The following is an 18603-nucleotide window of genomic DNA, read 5'->3' on the forward strand; positions in this document are numbered from 1 at the left end:
GGTCCCACGGGTTCGGGGGCAAGGGTAAAACCAGGGGGTGTTCACGGAATGCGATAGCATGTTCACTGTGAGTTACGTAGTGGTCAACGTGTTCCGCGGCCTCGCCCGCTGCGTCGGCCGCCGCGGCGCGAGCCTCCTCTTCGTCGGCATGCTGTCGTTCGTGCTGAGCACCTCGCTGGCGTTCGCACCCCCCGAGCTGCGGGCGGCGCCCGCCTTCCAGGCGCTGGACGAGGTGGCCCCGCTCGCCGTGTGGGCCGCGCTCTGGGCCGTGTCCGGGATCGTGTGCTTCGTGCAGGCGTTCATGCGCGTCGACCGGATCACCTTCGCCCTGGCCTCGGCCACCTGGTGGGCCTACGGCCTGGCCTACTTCGTCGGGGTGTTCAGCGGCGTCAACCCGCGCGGCTGGGTGACCGGGGGCATCTGGATCGTCTTCGGCGCCTACATCGCCTTCGTCATCTCCACCTGGCCCGAGGTCGTCGATCTGCGCATACCGCCGGGCGAGTCGGGCGACGCGATCATCACAGCCGACGCCGGGGGCGTCGTGCGCGCGTTCAACGCACCCGCCGAGGCGCTGTTCGGCTGGGAGGCGGCGTCCATCGTCGGCCGTCCCGTCACCGTGCTGATGCCCGAGCGGTTCCATCCCGCCCACCGGGCGGGTGTCGCCAGGGTCAGGGAGAGCGGGCAGCTCAAGCTCTCCGGGCGGGTGCTGGAGCTGACCGGGCGGCACGCGGACGGCACGGAGTTCCCCATAGAGCTGACCCTCACCGAGCTGAGCACCCCCGCGGGCGTCACCTACAGCGGCCTGGTGAGGCGGGGCGCCGAATGATGTCGATCATCCAGGACGTCGTGGTCCAGCTCGCCATCGGCGCCGTCCCGCTCGGCGTCGCCTGGTTCGCCTACCGCAGCGCCACGGACGCCAACCGCAAGACCGCGGAGTCGTCGCGGGCCGCCGCCGAGCAGCAGGCCCAGCTTGAGCGGTCCAAGGTGGACGTCGAGGCGTTCAGCAGGGCAGAGGGCATCTACAACAACAGCCTCAACCTGCTGGAGCGGCAGCTCGCCCGGTCCCAGGAGCAGATCGTCGCCCTGGAGCAGGCGGTGGCCGTGCTGCGCGCCCAGCTCATCCAGGCCGGCATCCCGCCGGACCCGCGTACCACCGTGCACATCACCATCTCCCGGGAGTGATCCGGGTGCTCGCGGTCCGTCCGGGTGCGGTTGAATGCAGGCATGACAGCCGGGAACCTGGGGGACCGAATGGATCGACAGCTGACCGTGATGGCGGTGCACGCACACCCCGACGACGAGGTGATCGGCACCGGCGGGATCCTCGCCCGCTATGCCGCGGAAGGCGTGCGCACGGTCCTGGTGACCTGCACCGACGGCGGTCAGGGCGACGGCCCCGGCGGGGTCAAGCCGGGGGAGCCCGGCCACGACGAGGCCGCGGTGGCCGAGCGGCGGATGGTCGAGCTGCGCGAGTCCGTCGAGCATCTGGGCATCGCCCATCTCGAACTGCTGGGCCACAAGGACTCCGGCATGGTGGGCTGGCCGGCCAACACCGCCCCCGGCGCCTTCGCCGAGGTCCCGGTGGAGCGGGCCGCGGCCAGGCTGGCCGAGCTGATGGAGCACTACCGGCCCCAGGTCGTCGTCACCTACGACGAGAACGGCGGATACGGTCACCCCGACCACATCCAGGCGCACCGGATCGCCGTCGCCGCGGCCGAGCTGACCGGCATCCCGGACAAGCTCTACTACGTCGCCGTGCCGCGCGCCCGGTTCCACGAGCTGTTCGAGGCCATGCGCGTGGCCGGGGTCGGCCCGGAGGACTTCGAGCTGCCCGACGACTTCGGCACCCCCGACGAGCTGATCACCAGCGTCGTGGACGTGGCGCCGTTCGTCGAGCAGAAGGTCAAGGCGCTGCGCGCGCACGAGAGCCAGGGAGACAGCATCTTCTTCCTGCGCCTGCCCGAGGAGATCCAGCACCGGGCCTTCTCCCAGGAGTCCTTCGTCCGTCACCTGTGCCGGGTGCCCGCACCCGACCACGAGGACGACCTGTTCGCCGGCCTGCGCGGCTGACCGCCCGGCCTCGCCGTCCCCGGGGCGCCCGCCCCGGGGACGGCGGACCGGAAACGCGAAACCCCAGGTCGGCGACCTGGGGTTGGATGGTGGGCGATACTGGGATTGAACCAGTGGCCTCTACCGTGTCAAGGTAGCGCTCTCCCACTGAGCTAATCGCCCCCACGCCGCTCCACGGGGTGGAGCGCGATCGCGGTCGCGCCGCCGCGGGTGATCCCGGCGGAGCGGAGCCGCTCCGAGCGGACGACGGGATTCGAACCCGCGACCCTCACCTTGGCAAGGTGATGCTCTACCAGCTGAGCCACGTCCGCGTGACGGCCGCCTGAACACCCGGCCGCACGTAGAGAACTTTAGCGAATCCCGGCCCGCTCCCCAAACCGGATTCGGCGACCCGGCCTCCGGGACACTTCGACCGGGCCCCAACGATGGATGGGTTAGCGTCGATGACATGGTGGAACACGTCGCGCACGACGCGGACATCTCCCAGGTCGCGGCCCTGATGGCGGAGCCGGCGCGGGCCGCGATGCTCACCGCGCTGCTGGACGGGCGGGCGCTGGCCGCGGGCGAACTCGCCCGGCTGGCCGGCGTGAGCGCCGCCACCGCGAGCGCCCATCTGCGCAGGCTCCTCGACGGGGAGCTGGTGACCGTGGTGAGCCAGGGGCGGCACCGGTACTACCGGCTGGCCGGCTCCGAGGTGGCCGAGGCCCTGGAGGTCCTGGCGAAGATCAGCCCGCGGCCGCCGGTCCGCTCGCTCAGGGCGGCCCGCCAGGCGCGCATGCTCCAGGAGGCCCGTACCTGCTACGACCATCTCGCCGGGCGGGCCGGCGTCGAACTCCTCGACCGCCTGCTCGGCGGCGGCTGCCTGGTGCCCGCCGGGGAGGGCTTCGAGGTGACCGCCGGAGGCGAAGAGGTGCTGGCGGGGCTTGGAGTGGACCTCACCGGGGTACGGCGAGCGAGAAGGAGGTTCGCCGCCTCGTGCCTTGACTGGACCGAGCGCCGGCCGCATCTCGGCGGGGCGCTGGGCGCGGCCGTGACCGGCAGGCTGCTCGATCAGGGGTGGTTCGAGCGCGGGACGACGCCCAGGGCGTTGCGGCAGACCGAGGCGGGGCGCCAGGGCTTCGCCGCTCTGGCCGCAGCCGTGCGTCATCCTGCGGAGGCGTCCTCGGGGCCGGCCGTGATGTCGGTTCGGTAAGGGGCTGAGATGTTCTACGGAAGTCACCTGGTGGGGAAGTGAGCGAGACATGCGCGACGACGGGGTCGTGGGGGTCGGCCCGGAGCCGCTGAGCTTCGCCGACGTCATCAGGGTCGCCCGGCACGGCGCCGCCATACGGCTGACCGACGCCGCGATGGCGGCGATGGAGGCCGCGCGGTCGCGCGTCGAGGATCTCGCGGAGCGCCCCGTCCCCGCCTACGGCGTCTCCACCGGGTTCGGCGCGCTCGCCTCCCGGCACATCGACCCGCCGCTCCGCGCGCGGCTCCAGCGCTCCCTGATCCGCTCGCACGCCGCGGGCTCGGGTCCGGAGGTGGAGGTGGAGGTCGTGCGCGCGATGACGCTGCTGCGGCTGCACACCCTCGCCACCGGGCACACCGGCGTACGGCCGGGCACCGCGCTGGTGATGCAGGGCATGCTGAACGGCGGGATCACGCCGGTCGTGCACGAGTACGGCAGCCTGGGCTGCTCCGGCGACCTGGCGCCGCTCTCACACGTCGCCCTGGCGGTCATGGGGGAGGGCGTCGTCCTCGACGAGAAGGGTGTGCGCCGCCCGGCGGAGGAGGCGCTGAGGCAGGCCGGGATCGAGCCCGCCGTGCTCTCCGCCAAGGAGGGCCTGGCGCTGATCAACGGCACCGACGGCATGCTGGGCATGCTCGTGCTCGCCCTCGACGACCTCACCCGGCTGCTCAAGGCGGCCGACATCGCCGCCGCCATGAGCGTCGAAGGGCTGCTCGGCACCGACCGGGTCTTCGCCGCCGACCTCCAGGCGCTGCGGCCGCATCCCGGCCAGGCCGCCAGCGCCGCCAACCTGCGCACGCTGCTCCGCGACTCGGCGATCATGGCGGGCCACCGCGACGGCTCGTGCACCCTCGTCCAGGACGCCTATTCGCTGCGCTGCGCCCCCCAGGTGGCCGGCGCCGCCCGGGACACGCTCGCGCACGCGGCGGCGGTCGCCGAGCGCGAGCTCGCCTCCGCGATCGACAACCCGGTGGTGCTGGACGACGGCCGGGTGGAGTCGAACGGCAACTTCCACGGCGCCCCGGTCGCCTACGTGCTGGACTTCCTGGCCATCGCGGTGGCCGACGTCGCGTCCATGTCCGAGCGGCGCACCGACCGCTTCCTGGACACCGCGCGCAACCACGGCCTGCCCGCGTTCCTCGCCGACGACCCGGGCGTCGACTCCGGGCACATGATCGCCCAGTACACCCAGGCGGCGATCGTCTCCGAGCTCAAGCGGCTGGCCGTACCGGCGAGCGTGGACTCGATCCCCAGCTCGGCGATGCAGGAGGACCACGTCTCGATGGGCTGGGCCGCGGCGCGCAAGCTGCGCCGGGCGCTGGACGGGCTCACCCGGGTGCTGGCCGTGGAGATCCTCACCGCCGCCCGCGGGATCGACATGCGCGCCCCCAGCCCGCCCGCGCCCGCGACCGGCGCCGTCGTGGCCGCGCTCCGCGAGGAGGTCGGGGGGCCGGGGCCGGACCGGTTCCTCGCCCCGGAGATCGAGTCCGCGGTGCGGCTGCTCGCCGACGGCTCGCTGCTCGCCGCGGCCGAGTCCGTGACCGGGCCCCTCGCCTGACCCGGCTACGCCCCGGGAACCGCCGCGACGACGTCGATCTCGATCAGCAGGCCGGGCCGGAAGAGCCGCGGCACCTCGACCGTGGTGCTGGCCGGAGGCTCGCCGGTGATCCGCCGGGTGCGCACCTCGGCGTACTCTTCCAGCAGGTCCATGTCGGTCAGATGGGTCCTGATGAAGGTGATGTCGCCGAACGTGCAGCCCTGGTCGGCCAGGATGCGTTCCAGGCAGTCGAAGACGAACTCCGCCTGCCGTGTCATGTCCCCCTCGCCGACCACCGCGCCGTCCGCGTCCAGGGCCACCTGGCCGGAGACGAACAGCAGGTTCCCCGACCTGACCGCGTGCGAATAGCGGCCGTTGGTGGGCGGCACGGTGGCCGGGTTGATCCGGACCGGGCCGGTCCGGGCCGCGTTCCCGTGCGGCGCGGGGGCGGTCCGCGCGGCCTGGACGATCGCGGTCACGTCGTGGTCGGCGAAGCCGTCGCCGGCCGCCCGCAGCAGCCGGTCCCTGGCCGCGCCGGCCAGCGTCTGGACCTCGTGCGAGGCCAGCACCAGGTCCTTGGCGGCCAGCCTGAGCGCGTACCGGGGCTCCGGCGGCCCGGACTCCGCGACCGGGCGCAGCCGGACGGCCACCCCGGCCAGCATGGTGCCCTCCAGCACGTCCAGCAGCAGCCCCTGGTCCACGCCCTGCGCCTCGGCGTAGGCGAGCGTCTCGGCCAGCAGCACCTGCGCGGGCACGATCGCGCTCATGACGGCCAGCTTCAGCGCCGCCCCCGCGCCCAGCGGCCCGGCCTCGCGCACGACGCCGAACACCTCCAGCACCTCGCGGCAGGGCGTCACGTTCCCGCCCGCGAGGATCACCAGCTCGCCCGCCGCGGCGGGCTGGACGCTGCCCAGCACGGGCGCGTCCACCAGGTCCACGTCGGCCGGCAGCAACGCGCGCACCCGGGCCACCGCCTCCGGCCCGATGGTGGACATCTCGACCACCAGCGTGCCCGGACGCGGCCGTACCGAGCCCAGCACCTCCTGCACGGCGGCGGGGTCGCTGAGCATGGTGATGACGAGATCGGCGTCCGCCACGGCCTCCGCCGCGGTGGCGGCCACCGCCGCCCCGGGCAGCGGCCTGGGCGTGCGGTTCCACCCGGTCACCCTGTGCCCGGCCTCGACGAGCCGCGCCGCCATCGGGGCGCCCATCCGGCCCAGGCCGAGAAATGCGATATGGGAATAGTTGCTCACGTCGTTCGACCCTAGGGGTGCCTTCCGCATCCCACCAGCGACCACATCGCATGTCAGGCATGCGGAGGAGGAATGTGTTCGAGACCGACGCCCTCGTCATCTTCGACGCGGTGGCCCGCACCGGCTCCTTCACCGCCGCCGCAGAGGAACTCGGCTACACGCAGTCCGCGGTGTCCCGCCGCATCGCCACGCTGGAACGCGAGGCGGGCGGCCCGCTCTTCGAGCGCCTGCCCAGGGGTGTACGGCTGACGCCGGCGGGCGAGACGCTGCGCGGGCACGCCCGGGCCGCGCTCGCCCGGCTGCGCCGGGCGGAGGAGGAGCTGGCCGCGATCCACGGCGGCACCGGCGGCCGGCTGCGGATCGGCGCGTTCGCCACCGCCAACGCCGCCTTGGTCCCCGCCGCGCTGCGCGAGTTCCGGCGCACCCGGCCGGAGGTCGAGATCTCCCTCACCGAGGGCTACAGCGACGCCCTGATGGAACGCCTCCGCGACGGCGCCCTCGACCTGGCCGTGGTCGGCGACTACCCGGCCGGGCTGCCGGCCGGCGGCTTCGCCGAGGTCGTCGCGCTGCTGGAGGACGAACTCCTGGTCGCGCTGCACCGGGACCACCCGCTGGCCGCCGGCGGGGACGTCGTCGACCTGCGCGACCTGCGCGAGGAGACCTGGATCGAGGGCGCCGGCTGGGTCGAGGGGCCCGCCGGGCGGCCGAGCACGCTCACGGAGTCCTGCGCCAGGGCGGGATTCGTGCCGAAGGTGGGCGTGCGGATCGCGGAGTGGACGGGCAAGCTCGGCTTCGTCGCCGCCGGGCTCGGCGTCGCCCTGGTGCCCGCGCTGGCGCTGCCCGCCGTACGGGCCGACGTCGCGATCAGGTCGCTGGGGGAGCAGGCCCCGCGGCGCACCGTGTACGCCGCCCTGCCGTACGGGCCCGCGCTGCCCGCCGCCCGCGCCCTGCTGGGCGCCCTCACCGTGACGGCCCGCCGGATCGCGGCCCTGGGCGGGGAGGCCCCCGCGCCCGGCGGTGGTGCCCCGCCCGGCGGTGGTGCCACGTCCGGCGGTGGTGCCCCGTCCGGCGGAATCCGGCCTGTTGGACAATAGGCGCGTGCATCGCAGTTTCGCTCATATGGGCGGCGTGCTGGCCACCGGCCTGCGCGACGTCACCGCCGACCTCGCGGCCCTGGACGGGACCGGCTGGTGGGCCGTGGTGGTGGACTACGAGGGCAAGGTCACCTGCGCCCGGTTCGACCGGGTGCGGCCGGCGCCGCTGCCGTCCCCGGCGGCCCCGTGGCGCGGGCCCGCCCCCGGCTCGTGGCGCACCTCGCTGGACCAGGCGGCCTACGAGGCGGGCGTGGCGCGGATCCGGGAGCACATCGAGCGCGGCGAGGTCTACCAGGCGAACCTGTGCCGCGTGCTCACCGCGGAACTGCCCGCGGGACAGGACCCGGCGGCCCTGGCCGTACGGCTGGCGCGCCGCCACCCGGCCCCGTACGCCGCCACCCTCAGCCTGCCGGACCGCGCGGTCGTCTCCGCCTCCCCCGAGCTCTACCTGAGCAGGGACGGCGAGGTCGTCGAGTCCCGGCCGATCAAGGGCACCGGGCGCACCGAGGACGACCTGCTGGAGAAGGACCGCGCCGAGAACGTGATGATCGTCGACCTGGTCCGCAACGACCTGGCCCGGGTATCCGAACCAGGTTCGGTCACAGTGCCCGCGCTGTGCGCCGTGGAACGGCACCCCGGCCTGGTGCACCTCGTCTCGACCGTGCGGTCCAGGCTGGCCGCGGGGAACGGCTGGCCGGAGCTGTTCGCGGCGACCTTCCCGCCCGGCTCGGTGACCGGCGCGCCGAAATCATCCGCGCTGCGGATCATCAACGAGGTCGAACCCGAGCCCCGGGGGCCTTACTGTGGAGCCGTGGGCTGGGTCGATGCCGACCGGCGCACGGCCGGGCTGGCCGTGGGCATCCGCACCTTCTGGATGGAGCACCGCCTGATCCGTTTCGGCACCGGTGCGGGCATCACCTGGGGGTCCGACCCCAGGCGAGAATGGCAGGAGACGGAGCTCAAGGCGTCCCGGCTCATCGGTTTGGCATCCACGGGAGGACACAGATGAACGTACCGGTATGGGTCAACGGGCAGTTGCTGGATCCGGAGCGGGCGACGGTCTCCGTCTTCGACCACGGCCTCATGGTGGGCGACGGCGTGTTCGAGACCGTCAAGTGCGTCGGCGGCGAGTCCTTCGCGCTGACCCGGCACCTCGACCGGCTCAGGCTCTCCGCGCAGCGGATGGACCTGCCCGAGCCCGACGTGGCCGCGATCGCCGACGGCGTGCGCGCCTGCCTGGCCGCGGCGCCCGCATGGCCGCTCGGCCGGATCCGGATCACCTACACCAGCGGCCCGGGGCCGCTCGGCTCCGACCGCGGCGACGCGGGCACCACCGCCGTCGTGATCGTCGGCGAGCAGAAGCCGTTCCCCGAGACGGGAGACGTCACCGTGGTGCCCTGGCCGCGCAACGAGCGGGGCGCGCTGGCCGGGGTGAAGAGCACCTCCTACGGCGACAACGCCAAGGCGCTCGCCTATGCCAAGGCGCGCGGCGGCGGCGAGGCGATCTTCGGCAACCTCGCCGGCGACCTGTGCGAGGGCACCGGCAGCAACATCTTCATCGTCAGGGACGGGCGCCTGGTCACCCCGACCCTCGCCTCCGGCTGCCTGGCGGGCGTCACCCGGGCCCTGACCCTGGAGTGGTGCGGCGGCAGCGAGGAGGACGTCCCGCTGTCCGCGCTGTACGAGGCGCAGGAGGCGTTCCTGACCTCCACGACCCGGGACATCCAGCCGATCCGGCTGGTGGACGGCACGGCGCTGCCGGTCGCGCCCGGCCCGATCACCACCAAGGCCATGCGGGTCTTCGCCGAGCGCTCCGCCGCCGACCTCGACCCGTGACCGCCCGCCCGTGACCGCCCGCGGCGGCGCGCCCTTCCCGGCCGCGCCGCCGTCCGCGGTCACTCGGCGTAGGACATCTGGGTCTGCACGTTGAACCCGTCCATTCTGACCTTCTTGGCGGGGTCGGTCAGCGGGTCGTTGATCTCGATCACGTCCAAGCCCTTGGTGATGTCGCTGGAGTAGATGTAGCCGTTGTAGTAGTAGGCCGACCAGGAGCCGCCGAGCTCCTCGTCCCCGTCGATCGGGCCGCGCTCGAAGAAGCCGATCTCCACCGGCCGGTCCGCGTCGGTGAAGTCCCAGATCGAGACGCCGCCCTGGTACCACGACTGCACCATCAGGTCCTTGCCCGGGACCGGGATCAGCGAGCCGTTGTGCGCCACGCAGTTCTCGGTCGGGGTCTGGTCACGCGGGATCTTGAAGTAGCCGCGCAGCGTGAGCGTGCCGTCCTTCAGGTCGTAGATCGCGTTGGCGCCCTTGGTACGCGGGGTGTCGCGGTCGCAGGTGGAGGTGACGCCGCCGCCCAGCTCGTCGGCGAACACGACCTTGGAGGCGTCGTCGTCGAACGTCGCCGAGTGCCAGATCGAGAAGTTCCGCTCGTCCCTGAGCCGCTGGAGCAGCTTGGGGGCGACCGGATCGGAGATGTCCAGCAGGACCCCGTCGCCGAAGCAGGCGGCCGCCGCGAGGTCCTTCTCCGGGTAGGCCGTGATGTCGTGGCAACCGGAGATCGTCGCGGTGTCCGGGGTGGTGCTCTGGTCCTGCGGGAACAGCCGGGGCTCGGCGACCACCCTGGACCTCGTCGGGTCGCCCACCGGCACCTCCACGATGGAGATCGTGTTGTGCGGCGGCGCGCACGTCCGAGACGGCTCGACCGGCCCGGGTGAGGAGACGTAGAGGTAGAGGGTGTCGCCGGTCTCGCCCGGCACGACCGAGTGGGTGTGCGAGCCGCAGGAGGTGGCGACCGACGAGACGTACCTCGGGCGGGCCTTGTCGCTCACGTCGAAGATCCTGACGCCCTCCCAGCCCTCGTCCGGATCGCCTCCCAGCCGGCTCTCGCAGGTGGCGTCGGAACGCGGGTCGTCCACGGACAGGAAAAGCAGGTTTCCGCTGACCGAAATGTCGTTCTGGCCACCCGGGCAGAGCACCTGGCTCACCGTGACGGGCTTCGCCGGGTCGCTGATGTCGAACACCGTGAAGCCATCGTAGTTACCGACATATGCGTAGTCGCCGCCGAACGCGAGGTCGGTCCCCCAGGACCGCGGGCCGTCGAGGGGCTCGGCGGGCGGCACGTTCGTCACCAGCCTGACGTTGTCGCTGGTACGGATCTCGTCGGGGCCCAGCGCGTCGCCGCTCGCCCCGGCCGCCGGACCGCTCGTCCCACCCGGCGGCGACCCGTCCGGCTCCGCCGAGCAGGCCGTGGCCAGCAGCAGCGCCGTCGCCACACTCAGGCCGATCGATCGAGCCTTTCTCACTCTTCCCCCATCCGATGTGGCCGGCCACGCCGCCGGCCGGTGATCCGTACCCCAATATGGAAGCTATGTCGACGAGCGGTCCGACGCGGCGGGTTTTGGTCACGGTTCTGGCGGCAATCGCGGTACAGGGGTGTTCCCCGGCGGGGGAGGAGGGCGGCACGCCGCTCACGGCGGGCACCGGCGCGCCGGTGATCATCCCGCAGGGTCCGGGAGCCCCCGGGCGCACGGCGTCGCCGGGGGAGCGGCTCGGCGAGTCGGAGTCGCGGCCGGGCGCGGCCGACGTGGCCTTCGCGGAGTCGATGATCCCGCACCACCGCCAGGCGCTGGAGATGGCCGCGCTGGCCGCCGGCCGCGACGCGGGCGAGACGGTGACCGCCCTCGCTGGGCGCATCACGGTCGCCCAGGGGCCCGAGATCGAGGCCATGGGCGCCTGGCTGACCGCGCTCGGCCGCCCGGTGCCCGCCGGTCACGCCCACCTCGCGGGCCGGTTCGGCATGGCGACGCTGGAGCAGATGAACCGGCTGCGGGCGGCCAGGGGCCGGGACTTCGACCGGCTCTTCCTCCAGCTCATGATCGCCCACCACGAGGGCGCGCTGACCATGGCCAGGACGCAGCTCGCCCAGGGCACCGACCGCCTGATGCGGCTGATGGCCAAGGACGTCCACGCGGGGCAGGCGATCGAGATCACCCGGATGAGGCGGCTCCTCGGCCGCTGACCTCGCTCAGGAGCTCCAGAGCATGTTGGTCAGCTCGGAGTCGAGGTTCATGAAGTCGGTCTCACGGCCGGCGGGGACCAGCTCGTAGGTCCGGTGCAGGAACTCGGTCAGCGGTGCCAGCGGCACCTCGAACAGGGCCTGGCCGAACGGGGACGTCAGGCTGATGTGCAAGGTGCGCTCGCCGTCGGAACGCGCCGGCCACACCTGCACGTCGCCGTCGCCGACACGTCGCACGATGCCCACGGTCAGCAACTCGCGGGCGAAGATCCACTCGACCGGCTCGTCGTTCCCCACGTGGAAGGCCATCCGGATCGCGTACGGATCCTCGGCCGTGTAGCTCAGTCCGGCGAGCAGGGGGACGGTGGTACGGTCGGGGACCACAAGCCGAAGGCCCAGCTCGGCAGAGACGGTGGTGCTGTTCATCGTCAGCCAAACCTTTACGTCGTCGGGTCCCCTCATCGGGGCTTTCACTGCTCTGACGGACTTCGTCCTGAGCTATGACGCGGAACGAAGAAACCTGTAGGAAAGATTCCGCCCCCAGGCCCTTCTGTAACGCACATCACAGCGCGACATTTAGCTCCCTACCTGGTCAAACATCACCAACAGGGCCATGTTGCCGAGGGTTTTGCGTGTCGCTCCCCGTTCCCTGGCCGTTGCCGGAGGATGTCTCGGGCGAATGATCCCAGCTCCAATCGAACCATGTCACTGCGGGTCAGCACGATGCTATGACAACCGACCCCACCCCCGGGCACATCCGCGACCATTGCCCCCGAACTGGTACCCGCCCCCACGCCCGCCCCCACCCCCGCGCCAACCGCTTCGCGCCCGCGCTCGGAGTGCGGTATGGTTTTCCCGTCGGCGCCGCAAGGGGCCACACAGGAGAGGGCGATTAGCTCAGCGGGAGAGCGCTTCGTTCACACCGAAGAGGCCACTGGTTCGATCCCAGTATCGCCCACCACTCCACCGCAGGTCAGAGGCCGGTTCGCAGCATAGCGAACCGGCCTTCTCTGTGTCTGGATCGTCGTTGGACCGTGAGACCGGACGTCAGTCGCCGCCATGGACCGTCAGTGGATGCTCTTTGGTGACCGGTGCCGGCCTGCCGTGGCCGAGCGGGCTGAACGTCCGTTGCGCGCCATCGGTCGTGATTGACCATGAATGTGCCCGCGTTGCCCAACGATGGGAGAAGGCTGGCAAGGGAGTACCGAATGTTCGTCCGGTCATGAGTGCCGTGCCTGAGGTGAGCTGATCTACAACGTAAAGGGGCGTTCCCTTTGGTGCGGCCTAGGTGCTCATGGGGTGTTCGCCCGCCGTGAGATAGATCGTGGCAGGGTCCGTCGGAGTCGTTCGACAGTTTGACGTGACCCGCCGGGATGTCTCCCGAGAAAGCGGTATGTGAATGGTCAGTCGCGGTGACGGTGTGGGCTTCGGCGCGAAGCGGATGTGGGACGCAGGTCGACTCTGGATCGCGCTGGGCCTGTGGTCTGTGTGCCGGGCTGTGCCGAAGCGGAGCAAGATATGCCTGAGGTCCTGTTATCCCTGGACCCGGCGGTGTCCAGGGACGCACACCGCTGATCAGGAAGGCGTCCCGTTCGAGCGGGGTCGGACGGGTGATCAGCAGGGGACCGGGCGCGGTCCTCGGGGGAGTGGGGCATGGGCGACGGGGACTCGGATGAGGGGAAGCGGGTCGTGCGTCGTCGCCGGGGCCGGCAGGTCGTCCGGCGGGCGCATGTGGTGCAGTTCGTCTTGGCCGATGTTGAGCATGCTTACGCCCGACATCACCCAAACGAACTCGTTGGAATCAACCACTGAGGTCTCCACCGAACCCGGGGCGCTTCAGGTCGGCCGGGCCCGGCTTCGTCAGAAGGTTCCCGACCGGCCGCCGCGGGCGATCCCCGACCGGCTGTGGGATGAGTTGTTCGCGGCGATGGACGCGGCTGCGACAGCCGGTGCCGGCGTCGCAGCAGGCATTCGTGCGGCTGGCCCTCTATCTCGACGAGGTCGGGAGCCTGCCTGGTGGTAGGTCTCGAGCAGTCGCCAAGTCACACCGAGGTAAGGAGACGGGGAGCGTGAGCAAGCCCTACCAGAGTACGCGCCGACGCGCCCGGCAAGCCGCCGGAGATGTGACCGTGCCGACGAGTGTGAGTGTGGCGATGGAGCAGATCGCCGCCTCGAAGAGGGATGGCCGTCTCTTTCGATCTTGCAACATCGTAGGGATCACGCGGATGGAACACATCGGTCCGCTCTTGGGGGCCGTTCTGCCGTCAACGCGTGGCGCATGCGGGCATGCCGATGTAACCTATCCGATCTCTCCGACTCTTCTCTTCCTGTCAGGAAGGGTAGTGATCATGTTCAGAAGGGATCAGATGGGCGGTCCTGCCCCGCGTTCCACCCGGCACGAGGAAGGCGCGGTCGACCGGCGCCGCTTTCTGACGGTCCTGGTCGCCGCGCCTACCCTGACGCTCGCGCTCGGCGCGACGACCGCCTCCGCGGACGCCGGTTCGAGCGTCCCGCAACCCGCCGACATTCTGGACTCCGGCGACGCGCTCATCCTCGCCGGAACCCCGACCGCGCACCTGATGCTGGTCCTGGAGGTGACCGAGAGCGGCGAGGTCCGGGTCGAGCTGCCCCGGGCCGAAGTCGGCCAGGGCATCACCACGGCGGTGGCGATGCTGGTCGCCGAGGAACTGGACCTCCCGCTGCGCAAGGTGCGCATCGGGCTCGCTGACGCACGGCCCGAACTGCTGCTGAACCAGCTCACCGGAGGGTCCAACTCGATCCGCTCGCTCTACGATCCGGTGCGCAAGGCCGCCGCCGCCGCGCGAGCGCGCCTGGTCGCGGCCGCGGGCGAGTTGTGGGACGTGCCGGCCGGCCGCCTGGTCACCCGGGACGGCGTGGTGGTCTCACCGGACGGGCGCCGAGCCACGTACGGCTCGCTCACGACCCGCGCGGCGAAACTTCCCCTGTCCCGGATCACCGCCAGGCCCAAGCCGGAGTCCGAGCACAAGCTGGTGGGCACCGCGACCTCGCGCGTGGACGCCCGCGCGATGGTCACCGGCCAGATGCGGTACGCGCTCGACCTCGACGTGCCGGGCGCCAAGCCGGTGATGGTGCGGCGACCGCCGACGATCAACGGCACCGTGCGGTCGGTGCGGAACGAGGCGGCCGTTCGTGGCATGCCCGGCGTGATCGACCTCGCCGTCGTTCCGACCGGTGTCGCGGTCATGGGCGAGACGTTCGGGCAGGTGATCGACGCCGTCGAGGCGCTCGAGGTCACCTGGAACGCCGGGACGGTCGACGCCCTGTCCGACGCCGGCATCCGCAAGCGCTTGCGCGCCGCGGTGCCGCCTCCCGCGGTGCCGCCGTTGACCGACCACATCGAGGCGGAGTTCGACTTCGCGTTCGTCAGCCACGCGCCGCTTGAGACCAACTGCGCGATTGCCGACGTGCGCAAGGACCGGGCCGAGATCTGGGCCAGCCTGAAGTCGCCGATCATCGCACAGCAGGACGTCGCCGCGGCGCTCGGCCTGCCGGAGCGGCGGGTCACCGTGCACGTGACGCAGGGCGGCGGCTCGTTCGGCCGCAAGCTGTTCGCCGATGCCGCGGTCGAGGCGGCGCGGATCTCCAAGGCGATGGGCAGGCCGGTCAAGCTGATGTGGTCGCGCAAGGACGACATGCGGCACGGTCGCGCCCGCCCGGCGAGCCACCACAAGATCCGCGTCACCCACACGCGCGGCAAGGTGCTGACGTACGAGCACAGGGTGGCCGCCGTGGAGACGGATTTCCGGCACGGCGTGGGCGAGTTTCTCACCGCCACCGCGACCAGGCTCCCGGTGGCCGGGAACATGAGCTTCGCCCAGACGGTCTTCCACCTGACGGTGAAAGTCCCCTACCGCTTCGGCGTCGTCACGGAGTCGCTCAACGAGGTGCCGCTGAAAATGCACACCGCGAGCTGGCGGTCGGTGTGGTCGGCCAACACCCGCGGAGCCGAGGAGATCATCGTCGACGAACTGGCGCGGGAGATGGGCAAAGACCCCGTAGCCTTCCGCCGCGAGTTCCTCAAGACCGCCCGGCAGCGCGCCGTGCTGGACAAGGTGGCGAAGGAGGGGAACTGGGGCCGCGACATGCCGGCGGGCTGCGCCCAGGGCGTGGGGTTCCACGACGAGTACAAGTCCTGCACCGCCTGCCTGGTCGAGATCGACGCGCGGAATCCGAGCCGGCCGAGGGTGGTCAAGGCCGTCATCGCCGCCGACGTCGGCCGCCCGATCAACCCGCGCGGGCTGGAGGCGCAACTGCTCGGCGGCCTGACCGACGCGATCTCCACCACCTTGCGCGCGGGCCTGCACATCGACAGGGGGCTGCCGTTGGAAGGCAGCTACTCGCAGTTCCACTACGCGCGGCAGCAGGACTCGCCGACCAACGTGCGGATCTTCATCATGCCGGCCAACGGCGAGCCTGGCGGCGCGGGCGAGCTCGGCGTGCCCGCCGCGGTCGGCGCCATCGCCAACGCCTACGCGCGGGCCACCGGCACCAAGCCGCGCAGCTTCCCGATCGACTTCGACGTCGACTTCACGCCCTTCCCCCGCTGAGGAGCCACGAGATGCCCCGCTACACCTTCTCGGTGAACGGAAAGACCGTCGCCGTCGAGGCGCCGGCCGACCTGCCCCTGCTGTGGGTGCTGCGCGACCGGCTCGGCGTGACCGGCCCGAAGTACGGTTGCGGCATCGACGTCTGCAAGGCGTGCACCAGCCACCTCGACGGAAAGGCGATCAACCCGTGCGTCGTCCCGGTGGCGGAGGCCCAGGGAAGGGAGGTCACCACGATCGAGGGGCTCGCCGAGGGCGACAAGCTGCATCCGGTGCAAAAGGCGTGGCTGGAGCAGGACGTCGCGCAGTGCGGCTTCTGCCAGCCGGGCCAGATCATGGCCGCGGTGGCACTGCTGCGGGAGACCAAGAACCCCACTGACGCCCAGATCGACGCGATCCAGAACGTCTGCCGCTGCGGCACCTACTTCCGGATCAGAGAGGCGATCAAGAGCGCGGCGGCGAAAATGTAGTGGCCGGGGCCGGGCTTTCGTGTGCCCGCATGATCTGTAGATAGATCGTGGGTAATGTGGTGTCAATCAGCTTTGTCAGACTAGGAGTTGCATGACCGAGCAGGAACGGGCTCCAGCGGGCGTCGATCCCACCGTGCCGAGCGTCGCCCGGATGTACGACTACTACCTCGGCGGCAAGGACAACTTCGCCGCCGACCGCGCGGCCGCCGCGCAAATCATCAAGATCTCGCCCAATGCGAAGGAGATCGCGCGAGACAACCGGGCGTTCCTGGGCCGCGCCGTACGCGCGGTCGCCGAGCTCGGCATCCGCCAGTTCCTCGACATCGGCACCGGCCTGCCGACCCAGGAGAACGTCCACCAAGTGGCGCAGCGTGCCTCTCCCAGCTCCCGGGTGGTCTACGTCGACAACGATCCGATCGTGCTCACGCACGCCCGCGCCCTGCTGGCGCACACCCCGGACACCATCGTGGTGAACGGCGACATGCGTGACCCCAAGGCCATTCTCGGCCACCCGGAGATCACCCGGCATCTCGACCTGCGCAGTCCTCTGGCCGTGCTCCTGGTCTCCGTGCTGCACTTCTTCCCCGACGACGACGAGGCGTTCGGCATCGCGCGCGACATCCGCCAAGCCCTTCCCTCCGGCAGCCATCTGATCCTCTCCCACGTGACGGCGGGAGAACTCAACGGCGAGGACGTCGGCAAAGGCCGCGCGATCTACCGAGGGACCACATCGGGCGGCCTGGCCCCACGCTCACGCGAGCAGATCGCCGCCTTCTTCGAGGACCTGGAGTTGCTGGAGCCGGGCCTGGTGCCGCCGACTGCCTGGCGCGCCGACGGCCCCGGGCAACTGGTGATCAGCGGCCCGGGGGGCGCCGGCTTCCTCTGCGGCGTCGGACGCGTCCCCTGACAACCGCCGCACCGGACCGCTGCCGGCACCTCCGGTGGAGCATCGCTGCCATGGGTGTCGAGATGGGGGCGCATGGATCGTGAGGTGCTTCAGGATGACGAGGACAAGCGTGCCGCGAGTGCGGTGACCTCGCGGTGCAACATACGCAATTCATCGCAAGTGGGCGCGAGTTCGTACGAGTGGTAATGACAGGCTGCGCCGAGAGCTCCCCAGGCTCCCGCCGCAGTCCGTGCGGTCTCCGTGTCCGCACAGGACGTCAGGCACAACGTTGTACCCGCATGCTGCACGTTCCGACTCCGGGAGCCACCCGTTCCAAAAGATGGCGAAGATTTCTTCTGGCGCGAGCCGAACGAGGAAGGCCGCCGCACGGGGCCCACAGCCCGGGAACGCCCGGCGAGATGTTAACGACAGCCCGCTACGTCGGGCGCTTTCTGACCGACCCGCTGGACGTGCCCGACGAGGTGCTGGTGTACCTCGGAGAGCAACTCGGGATCGAGGATGTCTCGCAAATCAACCAGTACACCGAGCGGCGCAGCACGCCGTTCGAGCACCAGGAGGCGATCCGCAAGGCATACGCGCTGAAGGAGTTCTCTCAGGCGGAGGCGGATTTCATCGTGTGGGCGAGCGCGAGGGCGTGGAACACCGGCGACGGCAAGAAGACGATCTTCTATGACGGGGTGACGTGGCTGCGCACCAACAAGGTGCCGCTCCCGGGTGTGACCACGCTGGCACGGCTGGTCGCCCGGGTGCGGGATGAGGCCACCGACCGTCTCTATGACACGCTGCGCGGGTGCTGCCGCCGCGGCAGCGGGTGATCCTGGAGATGCTGCTGGAGGTGCCTGAGGGCCGGCGTTCCTCGGACCTGGAGCGCTGGCGCAAGGGCCCGGCGGCGCAGATGGTCGAGCGGCTGGCACCGAGGAGCTGGGCCGTGGAGGAGATGGTGTTCTCCCGCCGGGTGAGCAGGTCGCGGGCTGAATGCATGAGCTGCCAATGCTCGGGAAATGCGGTCAGCCTTGTAGTGTGGCGAATTCGACTACATTGGATCTTCGCACCTTTCGTCTCGTCCTTCACATCTGTCCATGTCGCCTGCCGAGGAGCGCCCCTAGATGAACTGGCTCTACGTCGCGGGGATCATCTTCTTCCTCCTCGGGTTGATGATCTCCATCGCGTTACACGAGCTCGGCCACCTGGTGCCGGCCAAGCTCTTCGGCGTCAAGGTGACCCAGTACATGGTGGGCTTCGGCTCCACGGCCTGGTCCCGGCGGAAAGGCGAGACCGAATACGGCATCAAGTGGATCCCGTTCGGCGGCTACGGGGCTTCCCCCATGAACGCGAACACCGATTTCAGGCGGCAGGCCTCAGACTATCTGCCATCGCCTCGTAGGCGATCGGGCTGAGTTGGCCGAGGCGGGAGTGCCGTCGGACCGTGTTGTAGCG

At 71.0% G+C, this 18603-nt stretch carries 16 protein-coding genes, 3 tRNA genes and 1 pseudogene; 15 read left to right on the forward strand and 5 right to left on the reverse strand.

Features of this window, described 5'->3' with window-relative positions:
• Positions 1-67: 67 nt before the first annotated feature.
• The 3 genes from QSK26_RS30350 (at position 68) to QSK26_RS30360 (ending at position 2070) form a co-directional block, all read left to right on the forward strand.
• Positions 68-826: a PAS domain S-box protein gene (locus QSK26_RS30350; RefSeq protein WP_285778712.1), complete on the forward strand. Its 759-nt coding sequence runs from the start codon at positions 68-70 to the stop codon at positions 824-826.
• Complete coding sequence (locus tag QSK26_RS30355) at positions 823-1182, forward strand: hypothetical protein (RefSeq protein WP_285778713.1); 360 nt, start codon at positions 823-825, stop codon at positions 1180-1182. The genes QSK26_RS30350 and QSK26_RS30355 overlap by 4 nt, the downstream gene beginning before the upstream one ends.
• Before the next feature lie 69 nt (positions 1183-1251).
• Entirely contained in the window at positions 1252-2070 is an 819-nt protein-coding gene (locus QSK26_RS30360) for a PIG-L family deacetylase (RefSeq protein ID WP_285778714.1), read from the forward strand.
• Between the two features lie 87 nt (positions 2071-2157).
• Here QSK26_RS30360 and QSK26_RS30365 read toward each other — a convergent pair.
• Both QSK26_RS30365 and QSK26_RS30370 read right to left on the reverse strand, forming a co-directional pair.
• Positions 2158-2232 (reverse strand) — tRNA-Val (locus QSK26_RS30365).
• Between the two features lie 76 nt (positions 2233-2308).
• Positions 2309-2381: transfer RNA gene (locus QSK26_RS30370), tRNA-Gly, on the reverse strand.
• 137 nt (positions 2382-2518) lie between these two features.
• On the opposite strand from QSK26_RS30370, the gene QSK26_RS30375 reads away from it, so the two are divergent.
• Entirely contained in the window at positions 2519-3262 is a 744-nt protein-coding gene (locus tag QSK26_RS30375; protein ID WP_285778715.1) for an ArsR/SmtB family transcription factor, read from the forward strand.
• A 49-nt stretch (positions 3263-3311) separates the two neighbouring features.
• On the forward strand, positions 3312-4859 hold the full coding sequence (hutH, locus tag QSK26_RS30380; RefSeq protein WP_285778716.1) for a histidine ammonia-lyase: 1548 nt from the start codon (positions 3312-3314) through the stop codon (positions 4857-4859).
• Positions 4860-4864: 5 nt separating this feature from the next.
• Here hutH and QSK26_RS30385 read toward each other — a convergent pair whose 3' ends face one another.
• The gene (locus QSK26_RS30385; protein ID WP_285778717.1) at positions 4865-6091 is read right to left on the reverse strand and encodes an NAD(P)-binding domain-containing protein; all 1227 of its coding nucleotides are present in this window, start codon (positions 6089-6091) and stop codon (positions 4865-4867) included.
• Between the two features lie 74 nt (positions 6092-6165).
• Between QSK26_RS30385 and QSK26_RS30390 the strand changes: the two genes are divergently transcribed.
• The 3 genes from QSK26_RS30390 to QSK26_RS30400 are packed head-to-tail and all read left to right on the forward strand — an operon-like array spanning position 6166 to position 9021.
• The gene (locus QSK26_RS30390; RefSeq protein WP_285778718.1) at positions 6166-7185 is read left to right on the forward strand and encodes a LysR family transcriptional regulator; all 1020 of its coding nucleotides are present in this window, start codon (positions 6166-6168) and stop codon (positions 7183-7185) included.
• Positions 7186-7189: 4 nt separating this feature from the next.
• The gene (locus tag QSK26_RS30395; protein ID WP_285778719.1) at positions 7190-8194 is read left to right on the forward strand and encodes a chorismate-binding protein; all 1005 of its coding nucleotides are present in this window, start codon (positions 7190-7192) and stop codon (positions 8192-8194) included.
• Positions 8191-9021, forward strand: coding sequence for an aminotransferase class IV (locus QSK26_RS30400; protein WP_285778720.1), 831 nt, complete (start codon positions 8191-8193; stop codon positions 9019-9021). Before QSK26_RS30395 ends, QSK26_RS30400 begins: the two co-directional genes overlap by 4 nt.
• Before the next feature lie 59 nt (positions 9022-9080).
• On the opposite strand, the gene QSK26_RS30405 is transcribed toward QSK26_RS30400, so the two are convergent.
• On the reverse strand, positions 9081-10490 hold the full coding sequence (locus tag QSK26_RS30405; protein ID WP_285778721.1) for an LVIVD repeat-containing protein: 1410 nt from the start codon (positions 10488-10490) through the stop codon (positions 9081-9083).
• A gap of 65 nt (positions 10491-10555) precedes the next feature.
• Between QSK26_RS30405 and QSK26_RS30410 the strand changes: the two genes are divergently transcribed.
• Positions 10556-11206 carry a DUF305 domain-containing protein gene (locus tag QSK26_RS30410; protein WP_285778722.1) on the forward strand — a complete coding sequence of 217 codons (651 nt, stop codon included), beginning with the start codon at positions 10556-10558 and terminating at the stop codon, positions 11204-11206.
• 6 nt (positions 11207-11212) lie between these two features.
• Here the strand turns inward: QSK26_RS30410 and QSK26_RS30415 are convergent, their stop codons facing one another.
• A complete protein-coding gene (locus QSK26_RS30415) occupies positions 11213-11629 on the reverse strand; it encodes an SsgA family sporulation/cell division regulator (RefSeq protein WP_285778723.1) in 417 nt (138 codons plus the stop codon).
• Between the two features lie 460 nt (positions 11630-12089).
• On the opposite strand from QSK26_RS30415, the gene QSK26_RS30420 reads away from it, so the two are divergent.
• The 6 genes and pseudogenes from QSK26_RS30420 to QSK26_RS30445 all read left to right on the forward strand — a co-directional run.
• Positions 12090-12164: transfer RNA gene (locus QSK26_RS30420), tRNA-Val, on the forward strand.
• Positions 12165-13551: 1387 nt separating this feature from the next.
• Positions 13552-15792 (forward strand): xanthine dehydrogenase family protein molybdopterin-binding subunit, encoded by a 2241-nt coding sequence (locus tag QSK26_RS30425; protein ID WP_285778724.1) that lies wholly within the window; start codon positions 13552-13554, stop codon positions 15790-15792.
• A gap of 11 nt (positions 15793-15803) precedes the next feature.
• Entirely contained in the window at positions 15804-16259 is a 456-nt protein-coding gene (locus QSK26_RS30430) for a (2Fe-2S)-binding protein (RefSeq protein ID WP_285778725.1), read from the forward strand.
• Between the two features lie 91 nt (positions 16260-16350).
• The gene (locus QSK26_RS30435) at positions 16351-17166 is read left to right on the forward strand and encodes an SAM-dependent methyltransferase (protein WP_285778726.1); all 816 of its coding nucleotides are present in this window, start codon (positions 16351-16353) and stop codon (positions 17164-17166) included.
• Positions 17167-17564: 398 nt separating this feature from the next.
• Positions 17565-17981: a DUF4158 domain-containing protein gene (locus tag QSK26_RS30440; protein ID WP_285778727.1), complete on the forward strand. Its 417-nt coding sequence runs from the start codon at positions 17565-17567 to the stop codon at positions 17979-17981.
• A gap of 291 nt (positions 17982-18272) precedes the next feature.
• Positions 18273-18479 (forward strand): annotated as a pseudogene (locus QSK26_RS30445) (site-2 protease family protein); the annotation flags it as partial.
• Between the last annotated feature and the right edge of the window lie 124 nt (positions 18480-18603).

It is taken from the genome of Microtetraspora sp. NBRC 13810 (assembly GCF_030268685.1).
In the GTDB taxonomy this organism is placed as follows: domain Bacteria; phylum Actinomycetota; class Actinomycetes; order Streptosporangiales; family Streptosporangiaceae; genus BSRQ01.